This window comes from Curtobacterium sp. ME12 (assembly GCF_903970855.1).
In the GTDB taxonomy this organism is placed as follows: domain Bacteria; phylum Actinomycetota; class Actinomycetes; order Actinomycetales; family Microbacteriaceae; genus Curtobacterium; species Curtobacterium poinsettiae_A.
The window spans coordinates 146,371-166,751 of sequence record NZ_CAJCKD010000002.1 but is presented as its reverse complement, the minus strand read 5'-3'; the positions used below and the strand labels follow the sequence as shown (position 1 = coordinate 166,751).

20 protein-coding genes are annotated in these 20,381 nt (G+C 71.4%); 13 read left to right on the top strand and 7 right to left on the bottom strand.

The window, feature by feature from the left end; genetic code table 11:
* Positions 1 to 396: 396 nt before the first annotated feature.
* Both H7A73_RS02225 and H7A73_RS02220 read right to left on the bottom strand, forming a co-directional pair.
* On the bottom strand, positions 397 to 1,671 hold the full coding sequence (locus H7A73_RS02225; protein WP_182064467.1) for a hemolysin family protein: 1,275 nt from the start codon (positions 1,669 to 1,671) through the stop codon (positions 397 to 399).
* A gap of 160 nt (positions 1,672 to 1,831) precedes the next feature.
* On the bottom strand, positions 1,832 to 2,944 hold the full coding sequence (locus H7A73_RS02220; RefSeq protein WP_182064466.1) for a M23 family metallopeptidase: 1,113 nt from the start codon (positions 2,942 to 2,944) through the stop codon (positions 1,832 to 1,834).
* A gap of 163 nt (positions 2,945 to 3,107) precedes the next feature.
* On the opposite strand from H7A73_RS02220, the gene H7A73_RS02215 reads away from it, so the two are divergent.
* Positions 3,108 to 3,602 (top strand): hypothetical protein, encoded by a 495-nt coding sequence (locus H7A73_RS02215; RefSeq protein WP_071406257.1) that lies wholly within the window; start codon positions 3,108 to 3,110, stop codon positions 3,600 to 3,602.
* A 3-nt stretch (positions 3,603 to 3,605) separates the two neighbouring features.
* On the opposite strand, the gene H7A73_RS02210 is transcribed toward H7A73_RS02215, so the two are convergent.
* On the bottom strand, positions 3,606 to 3,971 hold the full coding sequence (locus H7A73_RS02210; RefSeq protein WP_182064465.1) for a hypothetical protein: 366 nt from the start codon (positions 3,969 to 3,971) through the stop codon (positions 3,606 to 3,608).
* A 193-nt stretch (positions 3,972 to 4,164) separates the two neighbouring features.
* On the opposite strand from H7A73_RS02210, the gene H7A73_RS02205 reads away from it, so the two are divergent.
* A complete protein-coding gene (locus H7A73_RS02205; protein ID WP_182064464.1) occupies positions 4,165 to 6,375 on the top strand; it encodes an NADP-dependent isocitrate dehydrogenase in 2,211 nt (736 codons plus the stop codon).
* A 175-nt stretch (positions 6,376 to 6,550) separates the two neighbouring features.
* Here H7A73_RS02205 and H7A73_RS02200 read toward each other — a convergent pair whose 3' ends face one another.
* Both H7A73_RS02200 and H7A73_RS02195 read right to left on the bottom strand, forming a co-directional pair.
* A complete protein-coding gene (locus tag H7A73_RS02200; protein ID WP_182064463.1) occupies positions 6,551 to 7,006 on the bottom strand; it encodes a DUF3817 domain-containing protein in 456 nt (151 codons plus the stop codon).
* Positions 7,007 to 7,085: 79 nt separating this feature from the next.
* Positions 7,086 to 8,525, bottom strand: coding sequence for a DUF4832 domain-containing protein (locus tag H7A73_RS02195; RefSeq protein ID WP_182064462.1), 1,440 nt, complete (start codon positions 8,523 to 8,525; stop codon positions 7,086 to 7,088).
* A gap of 141 nt (positions 8,526 to 8,666) precedes the next feature.
* Between H7A73_RS02195 and H7A73_RS02190 the strand changes: the two genes are divergently transcribed.
* Together H7A73_RS02190 and H7A73_RS02185 are read left to right on the top strand one after the other, a co-directional pair.
* Positions 8,667 to 9,443, top strand: coding sequence for a ThuA domain-containing protein (locus H7A73_RS02190; RefSeq protein ID WP_259362657.1), 777 nt, complete (start codon positions 8,667 to 8,669; stop codon positions 9,441 to 9,443).
* A complete protein-coding gene (locus H7A73_RS02185) occupies positions 9,440 to 10,597 on the top strand; it encodes a PP2C family protein-serine/threonine phosphatase (RefSeq protein WP_182064461.1) in 1,158 nt (385 codons plus the stop codon). Before H7A73_RS02190 ends, H7A73_RS02185 begins: the two co-directional genes overlap by 4 nt.
* A 42-nt stretch (positions 10,598 to 10,639) precedes the next feature.
* Here H7A73_RS02185 and H7A73_RS02180 read toward each other — a convergent pair whose 3' ends face one another.
* A complete protein-coding gene (locus H7A73_RS02180; protein WP_182064460.1) occupies positions 10,640 to 11,083 on the bottom strand; it encodes a disulfide bond formation protein B in 444 nt (147 codons plus the stop codon).
* Positions 11,084 to 11,409: 326 nt separating this feature from the next.
* Between H7A73_RS02180 and H7A73_RS02175 the strand changes: the two genes are divergently transcribed.
* From H7A73_RS02175 to H7A73_RS02145, 7 genes are all read left to right on the top strand, one after another.
* Positions 11,410 to 12,285 carry an aminoglycoside phosphotransferase family protein gene (locus tag H7A73_RS02175; protein ID WP_182064459.1) on the top strand — a complete coding sequence of 292 codons (876 nt, stop codon included), beginning with the start codon at positions 11,410 to 11,412 and terminating at the stop codon, positions 12,283 to 12,285.
* A 58-nt stretch (positions 12,286 to 12,343) separates the two neighbouring features.
* Complete coding sequence (locus H7A73_RS02170; RefSeq protein ID WP_182064458.1) at positions 12,344 to 12,955, top strand: hypothetical protein; 612 nt, start codon at positions 12,344 to 12,346, stop codon at positions 12,953 to 12,955.
* Complete coding sequence (locus tag H7A73_RS02165; protein ID WP_182064457.1) at positions 12,952 to 13,674, top strand: DinB family protein; 723 nt, start codon at positions 12,952 to 12,954, stop codon at positions 13,672 to 13,674. Before H7A73_RS02170 ends, H7A73_RS02165 begins: the two co-directional genes overlap by 4 nt.
* 208 nt (positions 13,675 to 13,882) lie before the next feature.
* Entirely contained in the window at positions 13,883 to 14,530 is a 648-nt protein-coding gene (locus tag H7A73_RS02160; protein WP_182064456.1) for an ABC transporter permease, read from the top strand.
* Positions 14,517 to 15,788 carry an ABC transporter ATP-binding protein gene (locus tag H7A73_RS02155; protein WP_182064455.1) on the top strand — a complete coding sequence of 424 codons (1,272 nt, stop codon included), beginning with the start codon at positions 14,517 to 14,519 and terminating at the stop codon, positions 15,786 to 15,788. Before H7A73_RS02160 ends, H7A73_RS02155 begins: the two co-directional genes overlap by 14 nt.
* On the top strand, positions 15,785 to 16,549 hold the full coding sequence (locus H7A73_RS02150; protein WP_111023383.1) for an ABC transporter permease: 765 nt from the start codon (positions 15,785 to 15,787) through the stop codon (positions 16,547 to 16,549). Before H7A73_RS02155 ends, H7A73_RS02150 begins: the two co-directional genes overlap by 4 nt.
* Complete coding sequence (locus H7A73_RS02145) at positions 16,546 to 17,571, top strand: glycine betaine ABC transporter substrate-binding protein (RefSeq protein WP_182064454.1); 1,026 nt, start codon at positions 16,546 to 16,548, stop codon at positions 17,569 to 17,571. Before H7A73_RS02150 ends, H7A73_RS02145 begins: the two co-directional genes overlap by 4 nt.
* Positions 17,572 to 17,652: 81 nt before the next feature.
* Here the strand turns inward: H7A73_RS02145 and H7A73_RS02140 are convergent, their stop codons facing one another.
* A complete protein-coding gene (locus H7A73_RS02140; RefSeq protein ID WP_182064453.1) occupies positions 17,653 to 18,282 on the bottom strand; it encodes a TetR/AcrR family transcriptional regulator in 630 nt (209 codons plus the stop codon).
* Between the two features lie 80 nt (positions 18,283 to 18,362).
* Between H7A73_RS02140 and H7A73_RS02135 the strand changes: the two genes are divergently transcribed.
* Both H7A73_RS02135 and H7A73_RS02130 read left to right on the top strand, forming a co-directional pair.
* Entirely contained in the window at positions 18,363 to 19,091 is a 729-nt protein-coding gene (locus H7A73_RS02135) for an ABC transporter ATP-binding protein (RefSeq protein WP_182064452.1), read from the top strand.
* Positions 19,088 to 20,365 (top strand): ABC transporter permease, encoded by a 1,278-nt coding sequence (locus tag H7A73_RS02130; RefSeq protein ID WP_182064451.1) that lies wholly within the window; start codon positions 19,088 to 19,090, stop codon positions 20,363 to 20,365. Before H7A73_RS02135 ends, H7A73_RS02130 begins: the two co-directional genes overlap by 4 nt.
* Positions 20,366 to 20,381 lie beyond the last annotated feature (16 nt).

The window sequence follows — 20,381 nt, the reverse complement described above, 5'->3', positions numbered from 1 at the left end:
CGGCAGGCGGGAGGGCCGCGGCGGGGCCGCCGGCCGTCTCTGACTGGTCACGACACGTCGCGTGCCGTGCGCCGTCCCGTCGCAACCTGTCGGCTGGTGGCGCCGCAGGCGACGGCCTGTGACCGCGCGTCGGCGTCTGGCGGGGTGTTGCGACCGCCCGGAGCGGACGGGAGGCGCGGGGCGGCCCCGCCACGCGCCTCCCGTACGCCGTCTGGTCGCGTTCCGTTGCGTGACCGGCCGTGCCCGACCGGTCGCGACACGTCGCGTGCCGCCCGCCGTCTGGTCGCGACCTGTCGGCTGGTGGCGCCGCAGACGACGGCCTGTGACCGCTCGCCGGCGTCCCGCGGGGTGTTGCGACCGCCTGCCGCCACGGGCTTCCTCCGCTGGGGGGCGCGGTCAGGGCGCGGCGTCGGACCCGATGCGCACCCGCGCGACGCGGTGACCGTCCATGGAGGTCACCTCGAGGCGGTGGCCGCCAGCCAGGACGACGTCACCGACCTCGGGGACGCGGTCCAGCTGCACCTGCACGAGCCCTCCCACGGTCTCGTAGTCGCCGTCCGGCAGGACCGGGCCGCCGTCCGCAGCCAGGTCCTCGAGCACCGTGGCTCCGTCGACGCCGTCGTGCGCGAGCACCGACTCGTCGTACTCGGTGGAGTCCCACTCGTCGCGGATGCGGCCGACGAGGTCCTCGAGCAGCGCCTCGAGCGTGACCATGCCGGCGCTGCCGCCGTACTCGTCGACCACCAGGGCGATCTGGTGGCCGTCGGTGCGCATGTCCGCGATCGCACTCGACAGCGACTTCGTCTCCGGCAGGGCGAGCACCGGCCGGACGAGCGTGGCGACCGGGGCCGCGGGGTCGACCGGACGCAGCAGGTCACGGAGGTGCACGAAGCCCTCGACCTCGTCGCGCCCGCCGGAGGTCACGAGGTACCGAGTGTGCCCCGCCGCGATGGCCCGGTCGGTGGCCTCGGCGACGGAGAGACCGGCGTCCAGCGTCGAGACGTCGTACCAGGGGCGCATCGACTCGCGCAGGATGCGGTCACCGGCGTCCAGGGCGCTGCGGGCGATCCGGCGTCCCTGCTCGTCGACGCCGGTGTGCTCGTCGACCAGCCCGCGGAGCTCCTCGGTGCTCATCGACTCGCTGCGGGCGTCCGGGTCACCACCGAGCAGTCGCACGACGGTGTCGGTGGACTTCGAGAGCAGCCAGATCACCGGCCGCATCAGCACGGCGAAGCGCTCCAGTGTCGGGGCGACGGCCATCGAGAAGCCCTCGGCACGCTGCAGGGCGAGGCGCTTCGGCACGAGCTCGCCGAACACGAGCGACAGGTACGCGATGACGAGGGTCATCAGCACGAGCGCGACGGCTTCCGCCGTGCCCTGCTCGAGGCCGAGCCCCTGGAACAGCGGCGCGACGTCGGGTGCGATCGAGGACGCACCGTACGCGGCGGAGAAGAACCCGGCGACGGTCACGCCGATCTGCACAGCGGACAGGAACCGGTTCGGGTCACGGCCGAGCTCGGCGACCCGCATCCCGCGGGGGCCGCGGCGTTCGAGCTGCTGCAGCTGGGATTCGCGGAGGGAGACGAGTGCGATCTCGGCGGCCGCGAAGACCCCGCCGACGAGCACGAAGAGGATGACGAGCCCGAAGGCGATCCAGGTGTCAGCGCCCATCAGCGGGCAGCCGCCTCGGATCGACGACGGGCGGGCGGTCTGTGGGGATCGTCCATGCCTGTGAGTCTGCACAGGCCGACTGGGACATCACCGTGCTGTCGCTCGACAGCGGCTGTGGATCCCGCGTCGCGACGGGTTCGGACGCTGTGGCGCGCGGTCGCTACAGGGTGAGCGAGCGGCCGATGCGGGCCTCGAGCCACGCCTTCGGGTCGATCGGCGTGACGCCGTCCATCAGGACCTCGAGGTGCAGGTGCGCACCGGTCGAGACGCCGGAGGACCCGACGAGCCCGATGAACTGGCCGGCAGCGACGGTGTCGCCGACCTTGAGCGGCGAGGAGCCGGGGATCATGTGACCGTAGAGCGTGGAGACCTGACGGCCGTCGACCACGTGGTCGATGATGACCGCGTTGCCGTACGAGAAGTAGGTGCCGGAGACCCGGACCTTGCCCGCGGCGACGGCGCCGATCGGCGTGCCCATGCCCGGGGTGAAGTCGAGACCCTGGTGCAGCGACGAGCACGCGCCGCACGGTGCCGAGCGGTACCCGAAGCCGGAGCTCATCTGCACCGGGCCGGGGAACGGCGAGCGGACCGCGCCGCCGAACGACACGGCGCCGCCCGCGGTCGCCGCGGTGTCGGCCGGACCAGCGGTCTTCGTGGAGACCGTCGAGCCGCCGCCGACGGTGAACCCGTCACGGTCGAACCCGGCGGCCGTGACCGCCTGGGTCACGGCGTAGTCCTGGGTGCGCACGACGGGCGCGATGGTCGAGGTGGCCATCGAGGTCCCGGCGCTCGCGTGGGCGGGCATGGCCGATGCGGCGAACATCGCGATGGCGGCCGCGGCGCTGGTGAGCGTGATGCGTCCGGCACGGGCCGACCGGGAGGCCGGGGGTGCGCTGGCGACGCGGGTCACCTTGGGTGCGGGGCGGCGGACGACGCGCTGGATGCGGTCGTCGACGTGCTCGGTGGTGGCGCGTGCGGCTGCGGAGCGGCGGCCGGCCGGCTCGGTGGCCGAGGACGCGAGGACGACGGCCTGCACTGGCGTGGTGATCTTCGCGGCCTTCGGCACCTTGGCCGGCTTCGCGGCCTTCGCCGGCTTGACGGCCTTCGCTGCCTTGGCCGGCTTCTCGGACCTGGCGGCCTTCGCGACCGGGGCGGTCTTGCTGCGACGGTGCGGTCCGCGGGCTGCTGCGCGCTCGGCCTCGAGGGCGGCGCGACGGGACAGGTGCACCACCGGGGTCTCCGGGTGCTGGTCGAGTTCGGGTGCAGTCGTCATGGCCGCCCACCATTCTGCACGACTCTGTCGCTTTGTACAGGCCCTTTCGTGATCTTTTCGTTACCGAGTGTGCTGGGAGGCCCCTGATCACCACGGCCTCGGGCGTCCCCCCGGGCCCTGCGCATCGGTACGGTCAGGGGAAAGCGACGGAAGGACCCGCACCATGGCCCGGTCGCCGCGTGAGCGGTACGGAACGGTCGACCTGGCGTCGGCCGACGTCGTGCTGGCCGGTACCCAGGAACTCCTGCCCGTGCTCCGGGCTGCAGCCGTGCGTGCCGGGATCGACGCCGCGCGGATGCGGGTCATCGGGGTCGATGACCTGCCGGACCCCGAGGAGACGTGGGACGCGGCGCTGGCCGTCATCGCCATCCGCCGTCCGGGTGACGACCCCGCGTTCCACCGGGCGCAGGCGGCTGCCGAGCTCATCGCGCCGATGCTCGCGCCGCACGCCGTCCGCATCGTCGTCACCGTGTCCGGGGTGACGCGGCTCGCACCGAAGCTCGAGCGCACCCTGACGTCCGAGGTCCTGCACCAGATCGATGCGGCGTCGGCGTCGTCCGGGTTCCGCCGGCCGTTCCGGCCCCTGCGCATGCGGCTCGGGCTCGCCGGGCTCCGTGCCGCCGGCGTCCGGGTGTTCCGCGTCTCGATCGGCGACTGAGGCTCAGGCTCCGTCGGGTCCGGAACCGTGGACGGCGCTCGCCTGCACCGACGGGTGTGGAGGAGCGGCGTGTGCGACGACGGAGACGCTGCCGACGGCGAGCACGAGCGCCAGCGCACCGGCGGTGCAGGCCGTCCCGATCCGCCGCAGCCGCGACCGGCTGCCACGCTGGCGCGGTGCGAACCGCCCGGCGCTCCGTCGGGGTTCGGGGCCGACGAGCCAGGGCCCGGAGCCGTCCGGGTCGTACGAGAACGGGCCGGAGCCGTCCGGCGCGTACCGGTAGGGCCCGCTGCCGTCCGAGGCGTACGCGGACCGCAGGTCCTCCGCGGTCCAGCCGAAGTCGTCCGGGGTCTGCCGTGTGGTGGTCATGCGCGCTCTCCCTCGCTCTGGTGCTGCGGAAGACCAGTCCACGCACCGTTCCTATGTGTCGACAGTGCGCCTCCAGGGTGTCGGCCGAGCATCTGCCGCGCGGACGCGGGGGCCATGTATCTTGATGTCGAGACATCCTGCGCCACGAGTACCGTGGACGTACCGACGGTCGAACAAGGGAGTACCCGCCAGCATGGCCAAGATCATCTACACCCTCACGGACGAGGCGCCGTTCCTCGCCACCCACTCCTTCCTCCCGGTCATCCAGGCCTTCGCCGGCACCGCGGGTGTCGACGTCGAGACCCGCGACATCTCGCTCGCCGGCCGGATCATCGCCCAGTTCCCGGAGCGGCTCACCGACGAGCAGCGCCTGGACGACGCCCTCGCCGAGCTCGGCGACCTGGCGAAGACCCCCGAGGCGAACATCATCAAGCTGCCGAACATCTCGGCGTCGATCCCCCAGCTCAAGGTCGCGATCAAGGAACTGCAGGCGCAGGGCTACGACCTGCCCGACTACCCGGACGAGGCCACGACCGACGAGCAGCGCGACGTCCGCGCCCGCTACGGCCGCGTCCAGGGCAGCGCCGTCAACCCGGTGCTGCGCGAGGGCAACTCCGACCGGCGCGCACCCCTGTCGGTCAAGAACTACGCCCGCAAGCACCCGCACCGCATGGGCGCCTGGTCGCGTGACTCGAAGACGAACGTCAGCACCATGGGTGTCGACGACTTCCGGTCGAACGAGAAGTCCTGGATCGCCCCCGCCGACGACGTCCTGACGATCACCTTCGTGGCCGAGGACGGCACCGAGCAGGTCCTCAAGCAGTCGATCCCCGTGCTGCAGGGCGAGGTCGTCGACGGCACCGTGCTGCACGTGGCCGCCCTCGAGACGTTCCTGCGGGAGCAGATCGAGCGCGCCGCCGCCGAGGACGTCCTGTTCTCCGTGCACCTCAAGGCCACGATGATGAAGATCTCGGACCCGATCATCTTCGGGCACGTCATCAAGGCGTTCTTCCCGTCGGTCTTCGAGCGCTACGGCGCCGACCTGGCCGCCGCGGGCCTGACCCCGAACGACGGCCTCGGCTCGATCCTCGCCGGCCTCGGTGCGCTGCCGAACGGCGCCGAGATCGAGCGTGCCTTCAAGCAGGGCATCGCCGACGGCCCCGAGCTCGCCATGGTCGACTCGGACAAGGGCATCACGAACCTGCACGTGCCGAGCGACGTCATCGTCGACGCCTCGATGCCCGCGATGATCCGCACCTCGGGCCACATGTGGGGCCCGGACGGCGACGAGCACGACACCCTCGCCGTCATCCCCGACTCGAGCTACGCCGGCATCTACCAGGCCGTGCTCGACGACTGCCGCGCCCACGGCGCCTTCGACCCGTCGACGATGGGTTCCGTGCCCAACGTCGGCCTGATGGCGCAGAAGGCCGAGGAGTACGGCTCGCACGACAAGACGTTCGAGCTCCCCGGCGCCGGCGTCGTCCGCGTCACGACCGCCTCGGGCGACGTCGTCATCGAGCACGACGTCGAGCCCGGTGACATCTGGCGCGCCTGCCAGACCAAGGACGTCGCCATCCGTGACTGGGTGAAGCTCGCAGTCACCCGCGCCCGTGCCTCCGCGACGCCGGCCGTGTTCTGGCTCGACGAGACCCGCGCGCACGACGCGAACCTCATCGGGCTCGTCCGGAAGTACCTCGGCGAGCACGACACCGACGGCCTGCAGATCGAGATCCTCGCGCCCGAGGACGCCATGCGCTTCTCGCTCGAGCGGATCCGCCGCGGCGAGGACACCATCTCGGTCACCGGCAACGTCCTGCGCGACTACCTGACCGACCTGTTCCCGATCATGGAGCTCGGCACCTCGGCGAAGATGCTCTCCGTCGTCCCGCTGCTCGGCGGTGGTGGCCTGTTCGAGACCGGTGCCGGTGGTTCCGCACCGAAGCACGTGCAGCAGCTCGTGCAGCAGAACTACCTGCGCTGGGACAGCCTGGGCGAGTTCCTCGCACTGGCGGTCAGCCTCGAGCACCTCGCCGACGTGACGGGCAACGAGCGGGCGAAGATCCTGGGCGAGACCCTCGACCGTGCCACCGGGACGTTCCTCGAGCAGGACAAGTCCCCGGGCCGGAAGCTCGGTTCGATCGACAACCGCGGCAGCCACTTCTACCTGGCGAAGTACTGGGCTGAAGAGCTCGCGGCGCAGACCCAGGACACCGAGCTCGCAGCGTCGTTCGCGGACCTCGCGGCGAAGCTCGGTGAGCAGGAGCACACCATCGTCGACGAGCTCGTCTCGGTGCAGGGGCAGCCGGCGGACATCGGCGGCTACTACCGCCCCGACGACGCCAAGACGAGCGCGGTCATGCGTCCGTCCGCCACGTTGAACGCGGCGCTGGCAGCGCTGTAGCAGCGACCAGTCCACGGACGGGAGGCCCGGTGCCAGCTGGCACCGGGCCTCCCGTCCGTCCGTGGTCGCGTCCACGGCCGCGTTCGGTGAGCAGGAATGGTCGGGTCCGCACCACGAACCCGACCATTCCTGCACACGAAGTGGGCGCGAGGGGACCCGGGTGACGCGCGGGGGGTCAGCCGCGGGACGGGACGGGCGGCCCGGCGGCGAGCAGCCCGGTGAAGACGAGGGCGACGGCCACGACCCCGATGCCCGCGGCCACGGCGGGCCGACGCACCACGAAGAACAGCAGGCGGTCCCAGAAGCCCGAGTGGGCGTCCGGCGAGCGGCGCCAGGAGCCCTCGAGCATGCCGCGGCGGGCGACCGCGACCTCGAACGGCACCGTGGCGTACGGCACGACGGCACTGGCCCAGCCGAGCACGAGCGCCCCGAGCGACCACCGCTGGTTCACCGCGACGACCGTCGTGACCACCAGGTACGCCAGGAACACGAAGCCGTGCACCCCACCGCCGATCCGGACGCCCCAGTCGCCGGCGTCCAGGCCGTACTTGAGCACCATCCCGAGGATGAGCAGGGTCCATGTCACGAGTTCGGCGACCGCGGCGGCGCGGAACAGGGAGCGCGGAGTCATGGCCTCCATGGTGGCGGACCCGGTTGACAGACAGCAGAACGCCCCGGGCCGTCCGACCCGGGGCGCGCTGCACGTCCGCTCAGTGCTGGACGACGACCGTCTGACCGAGGCGGTTCACGCCCGTGCTCGCGTCCCACGTGCCGGTGTTCGCCGTCTGGATCGCGAACGCAGGGTCCGCCGCCACCGATGCCTCCGGCGCGGGCAGGGCGAGTGCGACGCTCCAGCGCCCGTTCGGGACGTCGGCGAGCGACGACCGGACGGTCACGCTCTGCCCCGGCTGCCAGGACGACGCGTCGGCGTCCACCGGCACGGTCACCCGGCGGTCGCCGTCGGTCAGGACGAGCTGCACCGGGCGGCTGTTGTACGGTGCCGCCCAGCCGTCGTTCCGGATCGACACCGCCACCGACGGATTCGCGCCCGAGGTGGCGGTACTCGACGTCATCGTGAAGCGGTAGCCGAGCTTCTTCGCGGCGTCGGTCATGCCGTCCGCGCCCCAGGTCGCCAGGACGTCCTTGTTGTAGTCGAGGTTGAGGTAGCTGTAGTGGTACTTCGCCATCTCGGCCGAGGCGGACGGGTACTCGGACCGCGGCGCGTTCACGGCGCAGGTCTCACCACCGACCGGGACGTACCGCGACTCCGCCGCCAGGTAGTCCTGGTCGAGCGACAGCGGGTTGCTCAGGAACGTGCCGAAGTCGTCCGGCGAGGCGAGGAAGCAGTCGTTGTGGTGCCCGATGCGCGACGCTGCCGACCCGTCGTGCGCCTGCGCCGGGGTGAGTGCCCCGGCCGTGCCGGACGGGGTGCGGAGCGCGTCCTGCTTCATCTGCATCGTCCGGACCTGGACCGAGCGGCTCGACGGCAGGGCCGCGAGCTCGGCCTGGAGCACCTGGCGTCGAGCGTCCTTGTCGGCCTCGGTCAGCACGCCCGGGTTCGCCGGGTCGCTGGCGAAGTGGTCGGTGTAGTAGCCCTCGCCCCAGAGCCCGATGAATCCCCCCTGCAGGGTCGGGATGACGTCGGCGTTCCGGCGGAGCGTCGGGGTGAGTTGCTCGATGTGCGCGAGCACGGTCGGCAGATCGGCGTCACCGTAGGGCGCCGAGTACGGGTACGAGCCACCCTGGACGTACGCGAACCGGGTGATCACACCCACGCCGGCTGCGCGTGCGGTGTCGTAGTCGTGCTGCACGAGCGCGAGCCAGGCCGGGCTGAGTTGCCGCTGCTGGACGAACGCCTCCATGTAGAACACCCGGACGACCTGCGTGACGCCCTCGGCCCGGTAGCTCCGGAGCGTCGCGGCGTCGAGCGGCGTGTACCCGGTGCCGTCGGCGCGGTAGTGCGTCTCGGTGGTGTGGTCGAACCCGCGCGAGGGGTTCGGGATGACCGCGTCGCTCGCCGTGTAGGTCACGGTCGAGGTGGTCGCGGTCCGTTCCGAGTGGTGACCGGAGGGTGATGCCCACGCGGTGGTCGGTACGGCGAGTGCGAGTGCCGCCGCGAGTGCGACGGTGGTGATGGTGCGGTGCTGCATCGGGCGAGCCCCTGTCCTCGGCGCGGACGGTGATCGGTGCCCCCTGGCGCCGACGCCCTGCGCGGATGTGATCTGAAGGTAGGTCAAACGATCAGAAAACGCCAGAGCCTGCGCGATCCGATCACGGGTAGCGTGGGCGACATGTCAGCGCCGACCGAGAACCGTCCCCTGAACATCGTCGTCTGGAACGAGAACGTGCACGAGACCCGCGGTGACGCGACGGTCATCGGGCACTACCCCGACGGCATGCACACCGTGATCGCCGAGGCGCTCCGGCAGCAGCAGCCCGGGGCCGACGTCTCCACCGCCACCCTGCAGGAACCCGACCACGGCATCACCGCCGAACGCCTGGCCACCACGGACGTGCTGTTCTGGTGGGGGCACGCCGCCCACGACGAGGTGAGCGACGCCGTCGTCGACCTGGTCGTCGACGCCGTGCACGCCGGCATGGGCCTGGTGGTGTTGCACTCCGGCCACTACTCCAAGCCGTTCAAGCGCCTGATGGGCACGACCTGCTCGCTGAAGTGGCGGAACGACGGCGAGCGCGAACTCGTCTGGACCATCGCGCCCGAGCACCCGATCGCGGCCGGCGTGCCGCACCCGATCGTCATCGACCGGCAGGAGATGTACGGCGAGTACTTCGACATCCCCCGCCCCGACGAGGAGGTCTTCCTGTCGACCTTCGCGGGCGGCGAGGTCTTCCGCTCCGGCGTCGCGTACCGCCGGGGCCTCGGCAAGGTCTTCTACTTCTCGCCCGGCGACCAGGAGTACCCCGTCTACCACCACCCCGACATCCAGCGCGTGTTGTCCAATGCGGCGGCCTGGGCTGCCCCGGTGTCCGAGCGACGCGCCCTGACCGCCGACCCCCACCCGAGGGACTGGTTCCTGTCGGACGATGGGCGTAGACAGGCCGGGTGACCAACCATCTCGACGGTGCGGACAAGCGCACCGCGGTGATCGAGGCGCTCGCCATCTTGGGATCAGGACCCGAGGAGCGCTTCGACCGCATCACCCGCATGGCCCACGAGGCGTTCGACGTCCCGTTGACCTTCCTCAACCTCGTCCACCACGACCTCGTCACCACGCAGTCGACCTTCGGCTGGCACCAGGGATCGAGCGTCCCCGCCAGCGAGCAGTTCTGCGCGTCGACGGTGCTGACCCCGGAACCCATGGTGATCCCGGACGCGTCGCTCGACGCCCGGTTCGCCGGAACGGCGGCGGTGGCGGAGCACGGCATCCGGTTCTACGCGGGTGCACCGCTGACCATGGTCGACGGCACCCGTGTGGGCACCCTGTGCATCATGGACGCGGTTCCGCGGTCGTTCTCGGACGAGGACGTCGCCCTGCTGCGGGACCTGGCGCGGTGGGCGGAGCGGGAGCTCGGCATCGCCATCGACCGCGGGCGGGTGCGCCGGGTGCTCGACGGACTGGTGCCGGACCCGGTGGAGATCCCCGGGTACGACCTCGACGTGGTGGTCGCCCAGCACGACGACGGCGGGGGTGACGTCGCCGACTGGCGCATCGCCCCGGACGGCGCCCTGCACGTCACCGTCGGCCGTGTGAGCGCCGCCGGACCGGCGTCCGGCCTGCTCGCCGCGACGGTCCGGGGTGCCGTGGCGGCACGGACCGGTTCGGCCGTGTCGGACGCGATCGTCGGCCTGGAGGCGCAGGTCACCGCCGACCTGTCGGTTGCGGACGCCGTGGGCTCGCTCTTCCACCTGCGGCTCGACCCGACGTCGGGTCACGTCGACTTCGGCGACGCCGGGCACGGCCTCGCGGTGCTCGTCCCCGCCGATGGACCGGCTCGCGTCCTGCACCCGCTCGACCTGCCGCTCGGGCTGCAGCCGGAGTCGATCCCCCGGTCGCCCGGCGCGCTCGACCTGGAACCCGGCGACCGGCTGGCGATCTGCACGCAGGGGGTCCTGACGTTGGACGGGCTCCGGCACCTGGACGACCTCGCTGCGCTGGTGCGCTCCGCCCCGGACGGGGCCACGGCGGTCGAACGGGTGCGCACGGCGGTCCCCACGGACGCTGCGGTCGACGTCACGCTGGTGGTGCTCACGCGGCACTGAGCGCGACACGTCGGACCGGTGCGGCGCGCTGCCCGGGGTGGGTCAGGAGCGGAAGCGGTCCTGCCGCGGGCGCGGAGTGCCGGTCAGCGCGACCACGAGCAGCGTGGCGAGCAAGGCGAACCCGGCGAGCTCGATGCCCAGGCCGGCCAGCTGCCAGTACGCGCTGCCGACGTGCTGCGGCTGTGTGATCGACTCCGGCCACCACGACTCGATGAGCGGGAACGAGCCCGGGAACGGATCGAGGCCGAACACGACGAGGCCACCGAGCAGCAGCACGACCCCGAGGCCGGCCATCGCCCCGCGCGACCGTCGGAGCATGTGCACCACGAGGGCCGCAGCCATGCCGGCGAGCCCGACGACGGCGATCAGGAACGCGAGCACCACGATGGTCTGCGGCGCGAGCGCGACCCAGTCCAGCACCGCGATCGGCAGCAGCAGCCACCGCCCCGTCCGTGCCCAGCGCGCAGGGTTCCGCCATCCGTCCATGGCGACCGACCGTAGGGCACCCGGCCGAACGCCTGCCGAATGCGGCCGGTGCACCCGCCGCCGGTGTTCGCTGACCACGCGCGACGTCGCTCGTCGGCCGCTTGGTGATTCGACTGCGAGAACTCTGGACGGTCCTGCTGGACGCGTTCGTCACCGAACGGCTGCGTCCGGAGATCCCGCGGCTCGTCGCGCTCATCGCTCCGGAGTGACGCGGGTCCCCCCAGGGAAACACCCACGTCACCTCGCCTCTGAGACTACCGAGGAGGGTGTCGCGCCACCGGCCCCAGTTCGCGGGCGTGTGTCCGGCGGCCCACTAGCCTGACGCCGTGCCCACACCCGCTGCCGAGGTCGACGTCGACGTCCCGCTCGTCCGGTCCCTGCTGCGCGACCAGCACCCCGACCTGGCCGGGCTCCCGCTCGAGGTCGTCGCGAACGGCTGGGACAACGTCGTGCTGCGCCTGGGCGACGACCTGGCCGTCCGGGTCCCCCGTCGGGAGCTGGCCGCACGCCTCGTCGAACACGAACAGCGCTGGTTGCCCGACATCGCCGCCCGGGTCGGATCGGTCGTCCCGGTGCCGGCTCCCGTCCGCACCGGGCACCCGGCCCTCGGGTACCCGTGGTCGTGGAGCATCGTGCCGTGGCTGCCCGGCACGGCGATCGGCGAACGGGTGGCCGGGGTCCCCGTCGCCGAGGCGCTCGCCGCGTTCGTCGGGCTCCTGCACGTCCCGGCCCCGGACGACGCCCCGGCGAACCCGTTCCGTGCGGTGCCGCTCGCGTCGCGGAGCGACGCCGTGCTGACGCGACTCGACGAGCACGGCGTGCACCGGGCCGGAGAGCTGGCCACGCTGTGGCGGACCGCAGCCGCCGTGCCCGCGCACGCCGGGCCTCCCGTCTGGGTGCACGGCGACCTGCACCCCTTCAACCTGCTCGTCGACCCGTCGGACGGTGTCGACCGCCTGTCGGCCGTGATCGACTTCGGGGACGTCACCGCGGGCGACCCCGCCGTCGACCTCGCCACCGCCTGGCTGACGCTGGACCGGCCGGGACGTCACGCGTTCCGGGCACACGTCGCAGCCTCGGACACCACCTGGCTGCGCGCCCGGGGGTGGGCGGTCGCGCTCGCGTCCGCGCTGGCGACCGCCGACGAACGCGCCTTCCGGAGCGTCGCGCAACGGAGCATCGACGCGGTGCTGGACGACTGAGTCCTCGCGGGGCTATCGTGACCGCACCATCCGTGCACAGCCGATCGGAGGGGCCATCATGACCCTCGAGCTCCGCGTCCAGCACGACGTCGCCACCGACGCCTCCCCCGCCCCCGTCCGACCAGCGCGACACGGTCTCCGCGGTCTGCTCGACCGCATCTCGGACCGCCGCGCCGACGCCCGCGCGCGACGGGTCGACGACCGGGTACGCGAACTCGGCGAACTCGTCCACCTGCTCTCCGACGCACGCGCGGTCGTCGAACGCGGGTGGGTCCAGCACGCCTGGTTCGCCTACCTCGACGAGCACGGCCGCGAGCGCACGGCCTCCAGTGCCGCCGCGATGGACGTGCAGGGCAGGCCGCTCGTCGGCGCATGCCTGGTCGGCGCGGTCGTGTCCGCCGCCGGCGGACCGCACGCGGTCCACGCGCCCCGGGTGCAGCACGCGCTCGACGTCGTGTGGCACGCCCTCGCCCGCGAGGAGGGCGAGCCCGTGCTGTGGTGCCCCGCCCCGGACATCCGGATGGGGCGGGTTCGCGACCTGACGAGCTGGAACGACGCACCGACACGCACCGGTTCCGAGGTCGCCGGGCTGCTGCTGACGGCCGAACGGGTCGCCGTGCAGGAGTCGACGCGCCTGCAGGAGCTCCGGGTGGCACGATCGGGGGCATGAGCGACGTCGAAGCGATCCCCGAGGTGCACCCGGCGAGCACCAGCACGCTGGCGGCGAGCGGCAACGCCCTGCTGTCGGACGAAGGGTCCTCGCGGAGCGCCGACGGCGCGACGGCCGCGGACGGCGCGGCCGCCGACACCGCGGTGAAGCGGACGCTGCACCGGTACCTGCAGAAGCACCGTGCGGCCCTGCTGGCCAAGCTCGACGGGCTGGCGGAGCGGCAGGCCCGCTGGCCCGTGACGCCCACGGGCACGAACGTCCTCGGGCTCGTGAAGCACGTCGCCGGGGTGCAGGCCCGCTACTTCGGCGAGGTGTTCGGGCGGCCGTTGCCGGACCAGCCCGCCTGGCTCGAGTCGGAGGGTGGCGAGGACATGTACGCCTCGCTCGACGAGACCATGGCCGACATCGTGGCCTTCCACCACCGGAGTGCCGCCCACGCCGACGCCACGATCGAGGCGCTCGACCTGAGCGCCGCCGGGACCGTGCCGTGGTGGCCGGAGGGGCACCGGGACGTCACCCTGCACCGGATCCTGGTGCACATGGCGTACGAGACCGCGCGGCACGCGGGTCACGCCGACATCGTGCGCGAGATGCTCGACGGCCTGGCCGGCGACGGTGACGGCAACCTGGCCGACAAGTCGCCGGAGGAGTGGGTTCGCTGGCGCGAGCAGCTGGTCGACATCGCGGAGCGAGCGGGGTTGCGCGACCTCGACGCGTAGCCGAGCCCGCAGACCGATCGTTACCGTTCTCCCAGGGTTGCCGTGCCGTCCGTGCTCTGACCAGGGGTTGTTCTCCCAGCAGATGTGAGGGAAACGATCGTGTGCGCCGATGTGCGTTGTACAACCGGTCCAGCTGCTGCGTAGCTTTGGCCGAGCTCGTGCCCCGATCTGTGGGCAGTTCAGCCGACCGGAAGGGGAGCGCCCACCCGTGTTCCAGTACGTCGTGGAGCGATGGAGCCAGATCTGGTTCGCATCGTGGCAGCACTTCTCACTGGTCGTCCAGTGCACGGTGCTCGCCACGGTCATCGCCGTGGTGCTCGCCACACTCGTCTACCGCAGCCCGCGCTTGACCGCGTTCGCGAACGGGGTGTCGGCCATCGGTCTCACCCTGCCGTCGTTCGCCGTCATCGGCCTGCTCATCGTCCCGCTCGGCTTCGGCGTCCTGCCGTCGGTCGTGACGGTCGTCTTCTTCGCCGCGCTGCCGATCCTGCGCAACGCGGTCGTCGGCCTCGCCGAGATCCCGCCGACCGTCGTCGAGTCGGCGCGCGGCATCGGCATGAGCCGGTTCCGCACCCTGCTGCAGATCGAACTGCCGATGGCGTGGCCGATCATCCTGAGCGGCGTCCGCGTCTCCGCGCAGATGGTGATGGGCATCGCCGCCATCGCCGCGTACGCGCTCGGCCCCGGGCTCGGCGGCTTCATCTTCTCCGGGCTGTCCCGCCTCGGCGGCGCCAACGCCCTGTTCTCCGTCGTGGTCGGGGTGGTCGGCGTCGTCCTGCTCGCCCTCGTCCTCGACCTGCTCCTCATCGGCCTCGGCCGCCTGACCATCTCGAGAGGTATCCGTGTCCAGCACTGACTCCGCCACCACCACCGCGCCCGACGGGGACGTCACCGGGCGCAGCATCCTGCTCGACGAGGTCACCAAGCGGTACCCCGGGCAGTCGAAGCCCGCCGTCGACGGCATCACGCTCGAGATCCCGGCCGGCAAGATCGTCATGCTCGTCGGCCCGTCCGGCTGTGGCAAGACGACGACGCTCAAGATGATCAACCGCCTGATCGAACCCACCCAGGGCCGGATCGTCGTCGGCGACGACGACGTCACCGGCATCGACGGCGACGAACTCCGCCGCCGCATGGGCTACGTGATCCAGGCCGGTGGACTCTTCCCGCACATGACCGTCGCGGCGAACATCGCGATCGTGCCGAAGATGCTCGGCTGGTCGAAGGAGAAGATCGCGGCGCGCGTCGACGAGCTGCTCGACCTGGTCTCGCTCGACCCCGACACCTACCGCGACCGGTTCCCCCGCGAACTCTCCGGTGGGCAGCAGCAGCGCGTGGGCGTGGCCCGGGCGCTCGCGGCTGACCCGCCCGTGCTGCTCATGGACGAGCCGTTCGGTGCGGTCGACCCGATCACCCGCCAGCGCCTGCAGGACGAGCTCCTGCGCATCCAGGAAGAGCTGCACAAGACGATCGTCATCGTCACGCACGACTTCGACGAGGCCGTGAAGCTCGGCGACTGGATCGTCATCTTCACCGAGGGTGCGCACATCGTGCAGTACGACACCCCGGAGCGGATCCTGGCCGAGCCGGCGAACGAGTTCGTCGAGAACTTCATCGGCTCCGGTGCAGGCCTGAAGCAGCTCACACTGAACCGCGTGCGCGACGTCGAGGTCGAGTCGGCCGTGACGTGCTCGCCCGGCGAAGAGGTCAAGGCCGTGCTGCAGCGCATGAACGAGGCCGGCGGGCACCAGCACGCCGTCGTCGTCGACCACCGCCAGCGTCCGATCGGGTGGCCGTCCCGCCGCCAGCTCGAGCGCCTCGACCGCATCCCCGACGGCATCGAGCCCGGCCTGCCCGTCGTGGGCGAGGCAGCGACCCTCAACGACGCGCTCGACACCATGCTCGTCTCGAGCGCCGGCGCCGCCCTCGTCACCGGCCGTCGTGACGCGTTCCGCGGGGTCATCACCGTCGAGACCGTGATGGAGGCGATCACCCGCTCCCGCGCGACCGCCGCCGGCGACCAGGCCTACACGCCGGTCGGCACGAACACGAACCCGATCGAGACCATGCCGTCGTCGCCGGTGTCGGCCATGCCCACCGGAGAAGACCTGTGAGCGCAGTCGCCGCTGCCGGCCCCGCCACCGGTGCGAGCACCTCGTGGAAGGGCCTGCTGTTCCAGCCGATCGCGATCCTGGTCGTCCTGGCCGGCTTCGCGGTGTGGCTCGCGACGGCGGACCTGACCCCGACGGAGCGCACGACGCTCAACCCGGCGGACATCCTGGCCCTGACCGGCCAGCACCTCGTGCTGACGCTGCAGTCGACGGTCCTGGTGCTCGTGATCGGCATCCCGCTGGGCGTCGTGCTCACTCGCGGGCCGCTGCGCCGGGCGAGCCCGTACGTGCTCGCCGTCGCGAACTTCGGGCAGGCGGCCCCGGCCGTCGGCCTCATCGTGCTGCTCGCCGCCTGGCTCGGCCTGAACAGCTCGTCCGCCGTGATCGCGCTCGTGCTCTACGCGATCCTGCCGGTGCTCCGGAACACCATGATCGGCGTGCAGAGCGTCGACGACCGACTGGTCGAGGCCGGTCGCGGCATGGGCATGAGCGCCTTCAGCGTGCTGATGCGCGTCGAACTGCCACTCGCGGTGCCCGTGATGCTCTCGGGCATCCGGACCGCCCTCGTGCTGCTCGTCGGCACGGCGAGCCTGGCCACCTTCGTCGGTGCGGGCGGACTCGGGCTGCTCATCACGACGGGCGTGACGCTGTTCCTGCCGAAGGTGCTCGTCGCCGGGGCCCTGCTCGTCGCCCTGCTCGCCCTCTCCATCGACTGGCTCGGCCGCGTGGTCGAGACGGTCGCACGACCGAAGGGACTCCGATGACCCGCCGCACACGCAGCACCCGCCGCACCCGCACCCGGGTCGGAGCCGCCGCGTTCGTCGCCGGTGCCACCGCCCTCGTCCTGACCGGGTGCGGCCTGCAGCCCGCGACGTCGTTCGTGCCCGAGGCCGGTGCCGGCTCCATCCAGCGCATCGACGACCTGCCGGCCGACGCACACATCACCGTGACGTCGAAGAACTTCACCGAGCAGCTCGTGCTCGGCAAGATCGCCGTGCTCGCCGCCAAGGCCGCCGGGTTCGACGTCACCGACGAGACGAACGTGCCCGGCAGCGTCGCGGTCCGTGAGCTCATGACCTCGCACGCGGCCGACTTCACGTACGAGTACACCGGCACCGCCTGGCTGACCTTCATGGGCCACACGAAGGGCATCCCGGACAAGACCGAGCAGTGGACGGCGGTGAAGCAGGAGGACGCGGACAACGGGCTGACCTGGCTCGAGCCGGCGCCGATGAACAACACCTACGCCTTCGCCGTCCGCAACGAGGCCGTCAAGGAGCTCGGGGACGTCAAGACGCTCTCCGACATCACCAAGCTTCCGGTCGACCAGCGCACGTTCTGCGTGGAGTCGGAGTTCAACTCACGTGCCGACGGCTTCAAGCCGATGCTCAAGAAGTACGGCTTGGAACTCGGCGGTTCGGGGTCGAACGGGGTGCCGAGCAGCAACGTCAGCATCCTCGACACCGGCACGGTCTACACGGCCACCGACCGCGGCAAGTGCAACTTCGGTGAGGTCTTCACCACCGACGGTCGCATCAAGTCGCTCGGCCTGACGGTGCTCGAGGACGACAAGGGGTTCTTCCCGGCGTACAACGTCGCGCCCGTCATCGATTCGGAGACGCTCGAGGAGTACCCGCAGCTCGAGGGGATCTACGACCAGATCTCGCCGAAGCTCACGGACGCGGTGCTGCAGGAACTCAACCGTCAGGTCGACGTCGAGGGGCGTGAGCCGGCGGACGTCGCCTTCGACTGGATGGTGAAGGAGGGCTTCATCACGAAGCCCTGACCGTTCTCGACGCACCCGCCTGACGGACGGGAGGCGCGTGGCGACGCCGCCACGGGCCTCCCGTCCATTCGTGGTCGCGCCTCAGGCCGCGGCGATGCGCGCAGCCGTGTCACGGATCGACGCGACCACCGCGGCCCGCACCTGTTCCGGTTCGGACCCCTCGTGCCGAGCGGCACTGCGGAGCCCCGTCATGCACATGCCGAGGAGCATCTCGGCCGCCTGCGGGGTCGCCGCCTCGGGCCCCCAGGCCGGGTCGCGCTCGAGGATCGTGCGCACCGCGCCGGTCATCGCCTCGGCGACCGTGGTCATCCGCGCGACCTGCCGACGCATCAGCTGCGGGAACCGCACGATGACGGCCTTGCGCTCGAGCCGCTCGTGCTCGTCGCCGAACGACGACCCGAACACCAGGAACGCCAGGTCCACGACGGCCTGCGCCGCGGGCTCCCCCGCGACGGCAGCCAGGTGCGCCTCGAGGGTCGCGGGTTCGAGGTCGAGCTCGGTGTGCCCGAGGACCGCGTCCTCCTTGCTCTCGAAGTAGTTGAAGAACGTCCGCGGGGAGACGTCGGCCCGCGCGGCGATCTGCTCGATCGTGGTGCCGTCGACGCCCTGCTCGAGGGCCAGGGACCGAGCCGCCTCGGCGATGCGGTTGCGGGTCTCGATGCGCTTGCGGTCACGGAGACCGAGTTCTGACGGCGTCGCGGAGTCGGGCATGGCCCGACTGTAACCGGAACGTCACATGATCTACAGCAAACGCAAACTTGCAGTCGTGCACCGGACACTACGGTGAACCCATGACCACTCCCGTGCTCGAGGCCCGTGACCTCGCCAGGACCTACGGCCGCGGTGCGACGCGGTTCGACGCGCTCAAGGGGGTGTCGCTGGCGGTGCACCAGGGCGAGAGTCTGGCGATCGTCGGCAAGTCCGGCTCCGGCAAGTCGACGCTGATGCACCTGCTCGCACTGCTCGACAAGCCGTCGGCCGGACAGGTGCTGCTCGACGGCACCGACGCGGCGACACTCGGAGCGCGGCAGGTCAACCGCACCCGGAACAGCACCTTCGGGTTCGTGTTCCAGCAGTTCTTCCTGACGCCGAAGACCTCGGTGCTCGACAACGTCGTGCTCCCGCTCAAGATCGCCGGTGTCTCCGGTGCCGAGCGGAAGCGCCGGGGGATGGCGGCGCTCGATGCGCTCGGGCTGGCCGACAAGGCGAAGAACGACGCCAACGACCTGTCCGGCGGCCAGAAGCAGCGCGTGGTCATCGCCCGGGCGCTGGTCGGCGAGCCGAGCGTGATCTTCGCCGACGAGCCGACCGGCAACCTCGACACGAACACCGGACAGGTGGTCGAGGACATGCTGTTCGGGCTGCAGCGCGAGCGGGGGATCACGCTCGTCGTGGTCACGCACGACGAAGAGCTCGCCGCACGCTGCGACCGCAGCGTCAACGTCCGTGACGGCCTGATCGTCGGCGGATCCGACGACACTGTCGACGCGTCGGCCACCCACGGAAGGCACTCCGCATGAACTTCCTCGACCTGCTCCGCACCGCGGTCGCGAACACCTTCCGCTCGAAGCTGCGCACGACCCTGACCGTCATCGCGATCTTCATCGGCGCCTTCACGATCACGCTCACCTCGGCCATCGGCACGGGCGTCAGCAACTACATCGACAGCCAGGTCTCCTCGATCGGTGACGACGGCACCCTGGTCGTCACGAAGGCCGTGGACTCCACCTCGACCGACAGCGGCCCGGCGGAGTACGACCCCGAGGCGTCCGGTCAGAGCGTCGACCGCGGCCCGGCGTCGTTCTCGTACCTGTCGCAGTCCGACGTCGACGCGATCGAGAAGACCGACGGCATCACGAGCCTCCGCCCCGCGGTCGCCCTCGCCCCGAAGTACGCCGAGTACGGCGACCACGGCAAGTACGTCGTCTCGCTCACGGCCAACGCCGGCGAGCTCGACGCCGACCTGGCGAGCGGCAGGCAGCTCGACGACGAGACCGACGCCAACCAGGTGATGCTGCCGACCGACTACCTGAAGAACATGGGTCTCGGCAGCGCCTCCGCCGCCGTCGGCAAGGAACTCACGATCGCCGTCGACGACTACCAGGGCAAGGAGCACACGCTCACCGCCACCGTCGTGGGCGTGCAGAACGAGTCGCTGTTCGGCAGCGGAGCCGGAGCGAACGCCGCGCTGACCGACGCCATGCAGGCCGCGCAGGAGATCGGCAAGCCCGACTCGATCGCGACGTCCTACGCCAGCGCCACCGCGACGCTCGACTCCGACGCCTCCGTCACCACGGTCAAGGAGTCCCTGGCCGCCGACGGGTTCCTCGGGCAGACCATCCAGGACCAGCTCGGCCAGTTCCAGACCGTGATCAGTGGCATCGTCGGGGTCCTGAACGCCTTCGCCGTCATCGCCCTGGTGGCGGCGGGCTTCGGCATCATCAACACGCTGCTCATGAGCGTGCAGGAGCGCACCCGCGAGATCGGCCTGATGAAGGCCATGGGCATGGGCGGCGGCAAGGTGTACACCCTGTTCTCGCTCGAGGCGGTGTTCATCGGGTTCCTCGGCAGCGCGATCGGGGCCGGTGTCGCGATCCTGCTCGGCACGGGCATCTCGAACGTCCTCGCCGGCACGGTGCTCAAGGACCTGCCGGGCCTGCAGATCATGCAGTTCGCGCCGAGTTCGGTCGCCACGATCATCCTCGTCGTGATGTTCATCGCGTTCCTGGCGGGCACCTTGCCGGCACGACGAGCCGCACGGCAGAACCCGATCGAGGCACTCCGGTACGAGTGACAGGCAGGGGTGCCTA

Coding starts and splice junctions, on each gene's coding strand:
- H7A73_RS02140 (WP_182064453.1), bottom strand. CDS start 18,282: ATGCCCGACTCCGCGACGCCGTCAGAACTCGGTCTCCGTGACCGCAAG.
- H7A73_RS02165 (WP_182064457.1), top strand. CDS start 12,952: ATGAGCGACGTCGAAGCGATCCCCGAGGTGCACCCGGCGAGCACCAGC.
- H7A73_RS02130 (WP_182064451.1), top strand. CDS start 19,088: ATGAACTTCCTCGACCTGCTCCGCACCGCGGTCGCGAACACCTTCCGC.
- H7A73_RS02225 (WP_182064467.1), bottom strand. CDS start 1,671: ATGGGCGCTGACACCTGGATCGCCTTCGGGCTCGTCATCCTCTTCGTG.
- H7A73_RS02135 (WP_182064452.1), top strand. CDS start 18,363: ATGACCACTCCCGTGCTCGAGGCCCGTGACCTCGCCAGGACCTACGGC.
- H7A73_RS02145 (WP_182064454.1), top strand. CDS start 16,546: ATGACCCGCCGCACACGCAGCACCCGCCGCACCCGCACCCGGGTCGGA.
- H7A73_RS02180 (WP_182064460.1), bottom strand. CDS start 11,083: ATGGACGGATGGCGGAACCCTGCGCGCTGGGCACGGACGGGGCGGTGG.
- H7A73_RS02215 (WP_071406257.1), top strand. CDS start 3,108: ATGGCCCGGTCGCCGCGTGAGCGGTACGGAACGGTCGACCTGGCGTCG.
- H7A73_RS02195 (WP_182064462.1), bottom strand. CDS start 8,525: ATGCAGCACCGCACCATCACCACCGTCGCACTCGCGGCGGCACTCGCA.
- H7A73_RS02210 (WP_182064465.1), bottom strand. CDS start 3,971: ATGACCACCACACGGCAGACCCCGGACGACTTCGGCTGGACCGCGGAG.
- H7A73_RS02205 (WP_182064464.1), top strand. CDS start 4,165: ATGGCCAAGATCATCTACACCCTCACGGACGAGGCGCCGTTCCTCGCC.
- H7A73_RS02170 (WP_182064458.1), top strand. CDS start 12,344: ATGACCCTCGAGCTCCGCGTCCAGCACGACGTCGCCACCGACGCCTCC.
- H7A73_RS02190 (WP_259362657.1), top strand. CDS start 8,667: ATGTCAGCGCCGACCGAGAACCGTCCCCTGAACATCGTCGTCTGGAAC.
- H7A73_RS02200 (WP_182064463.1), bottom strand. CDS start 7,006: ATGACTCCGCGCTCCCTGTTCCGCGCCGCCGCGGTCGCCGAACTCGTG.
- H7A73_RS02220 (WP_182064466.1), bottom strand. CDS start 2,944: ATGACGACTGCACCCGAACTCGACCAGCACCCGGAGACCCCGGTGGTG.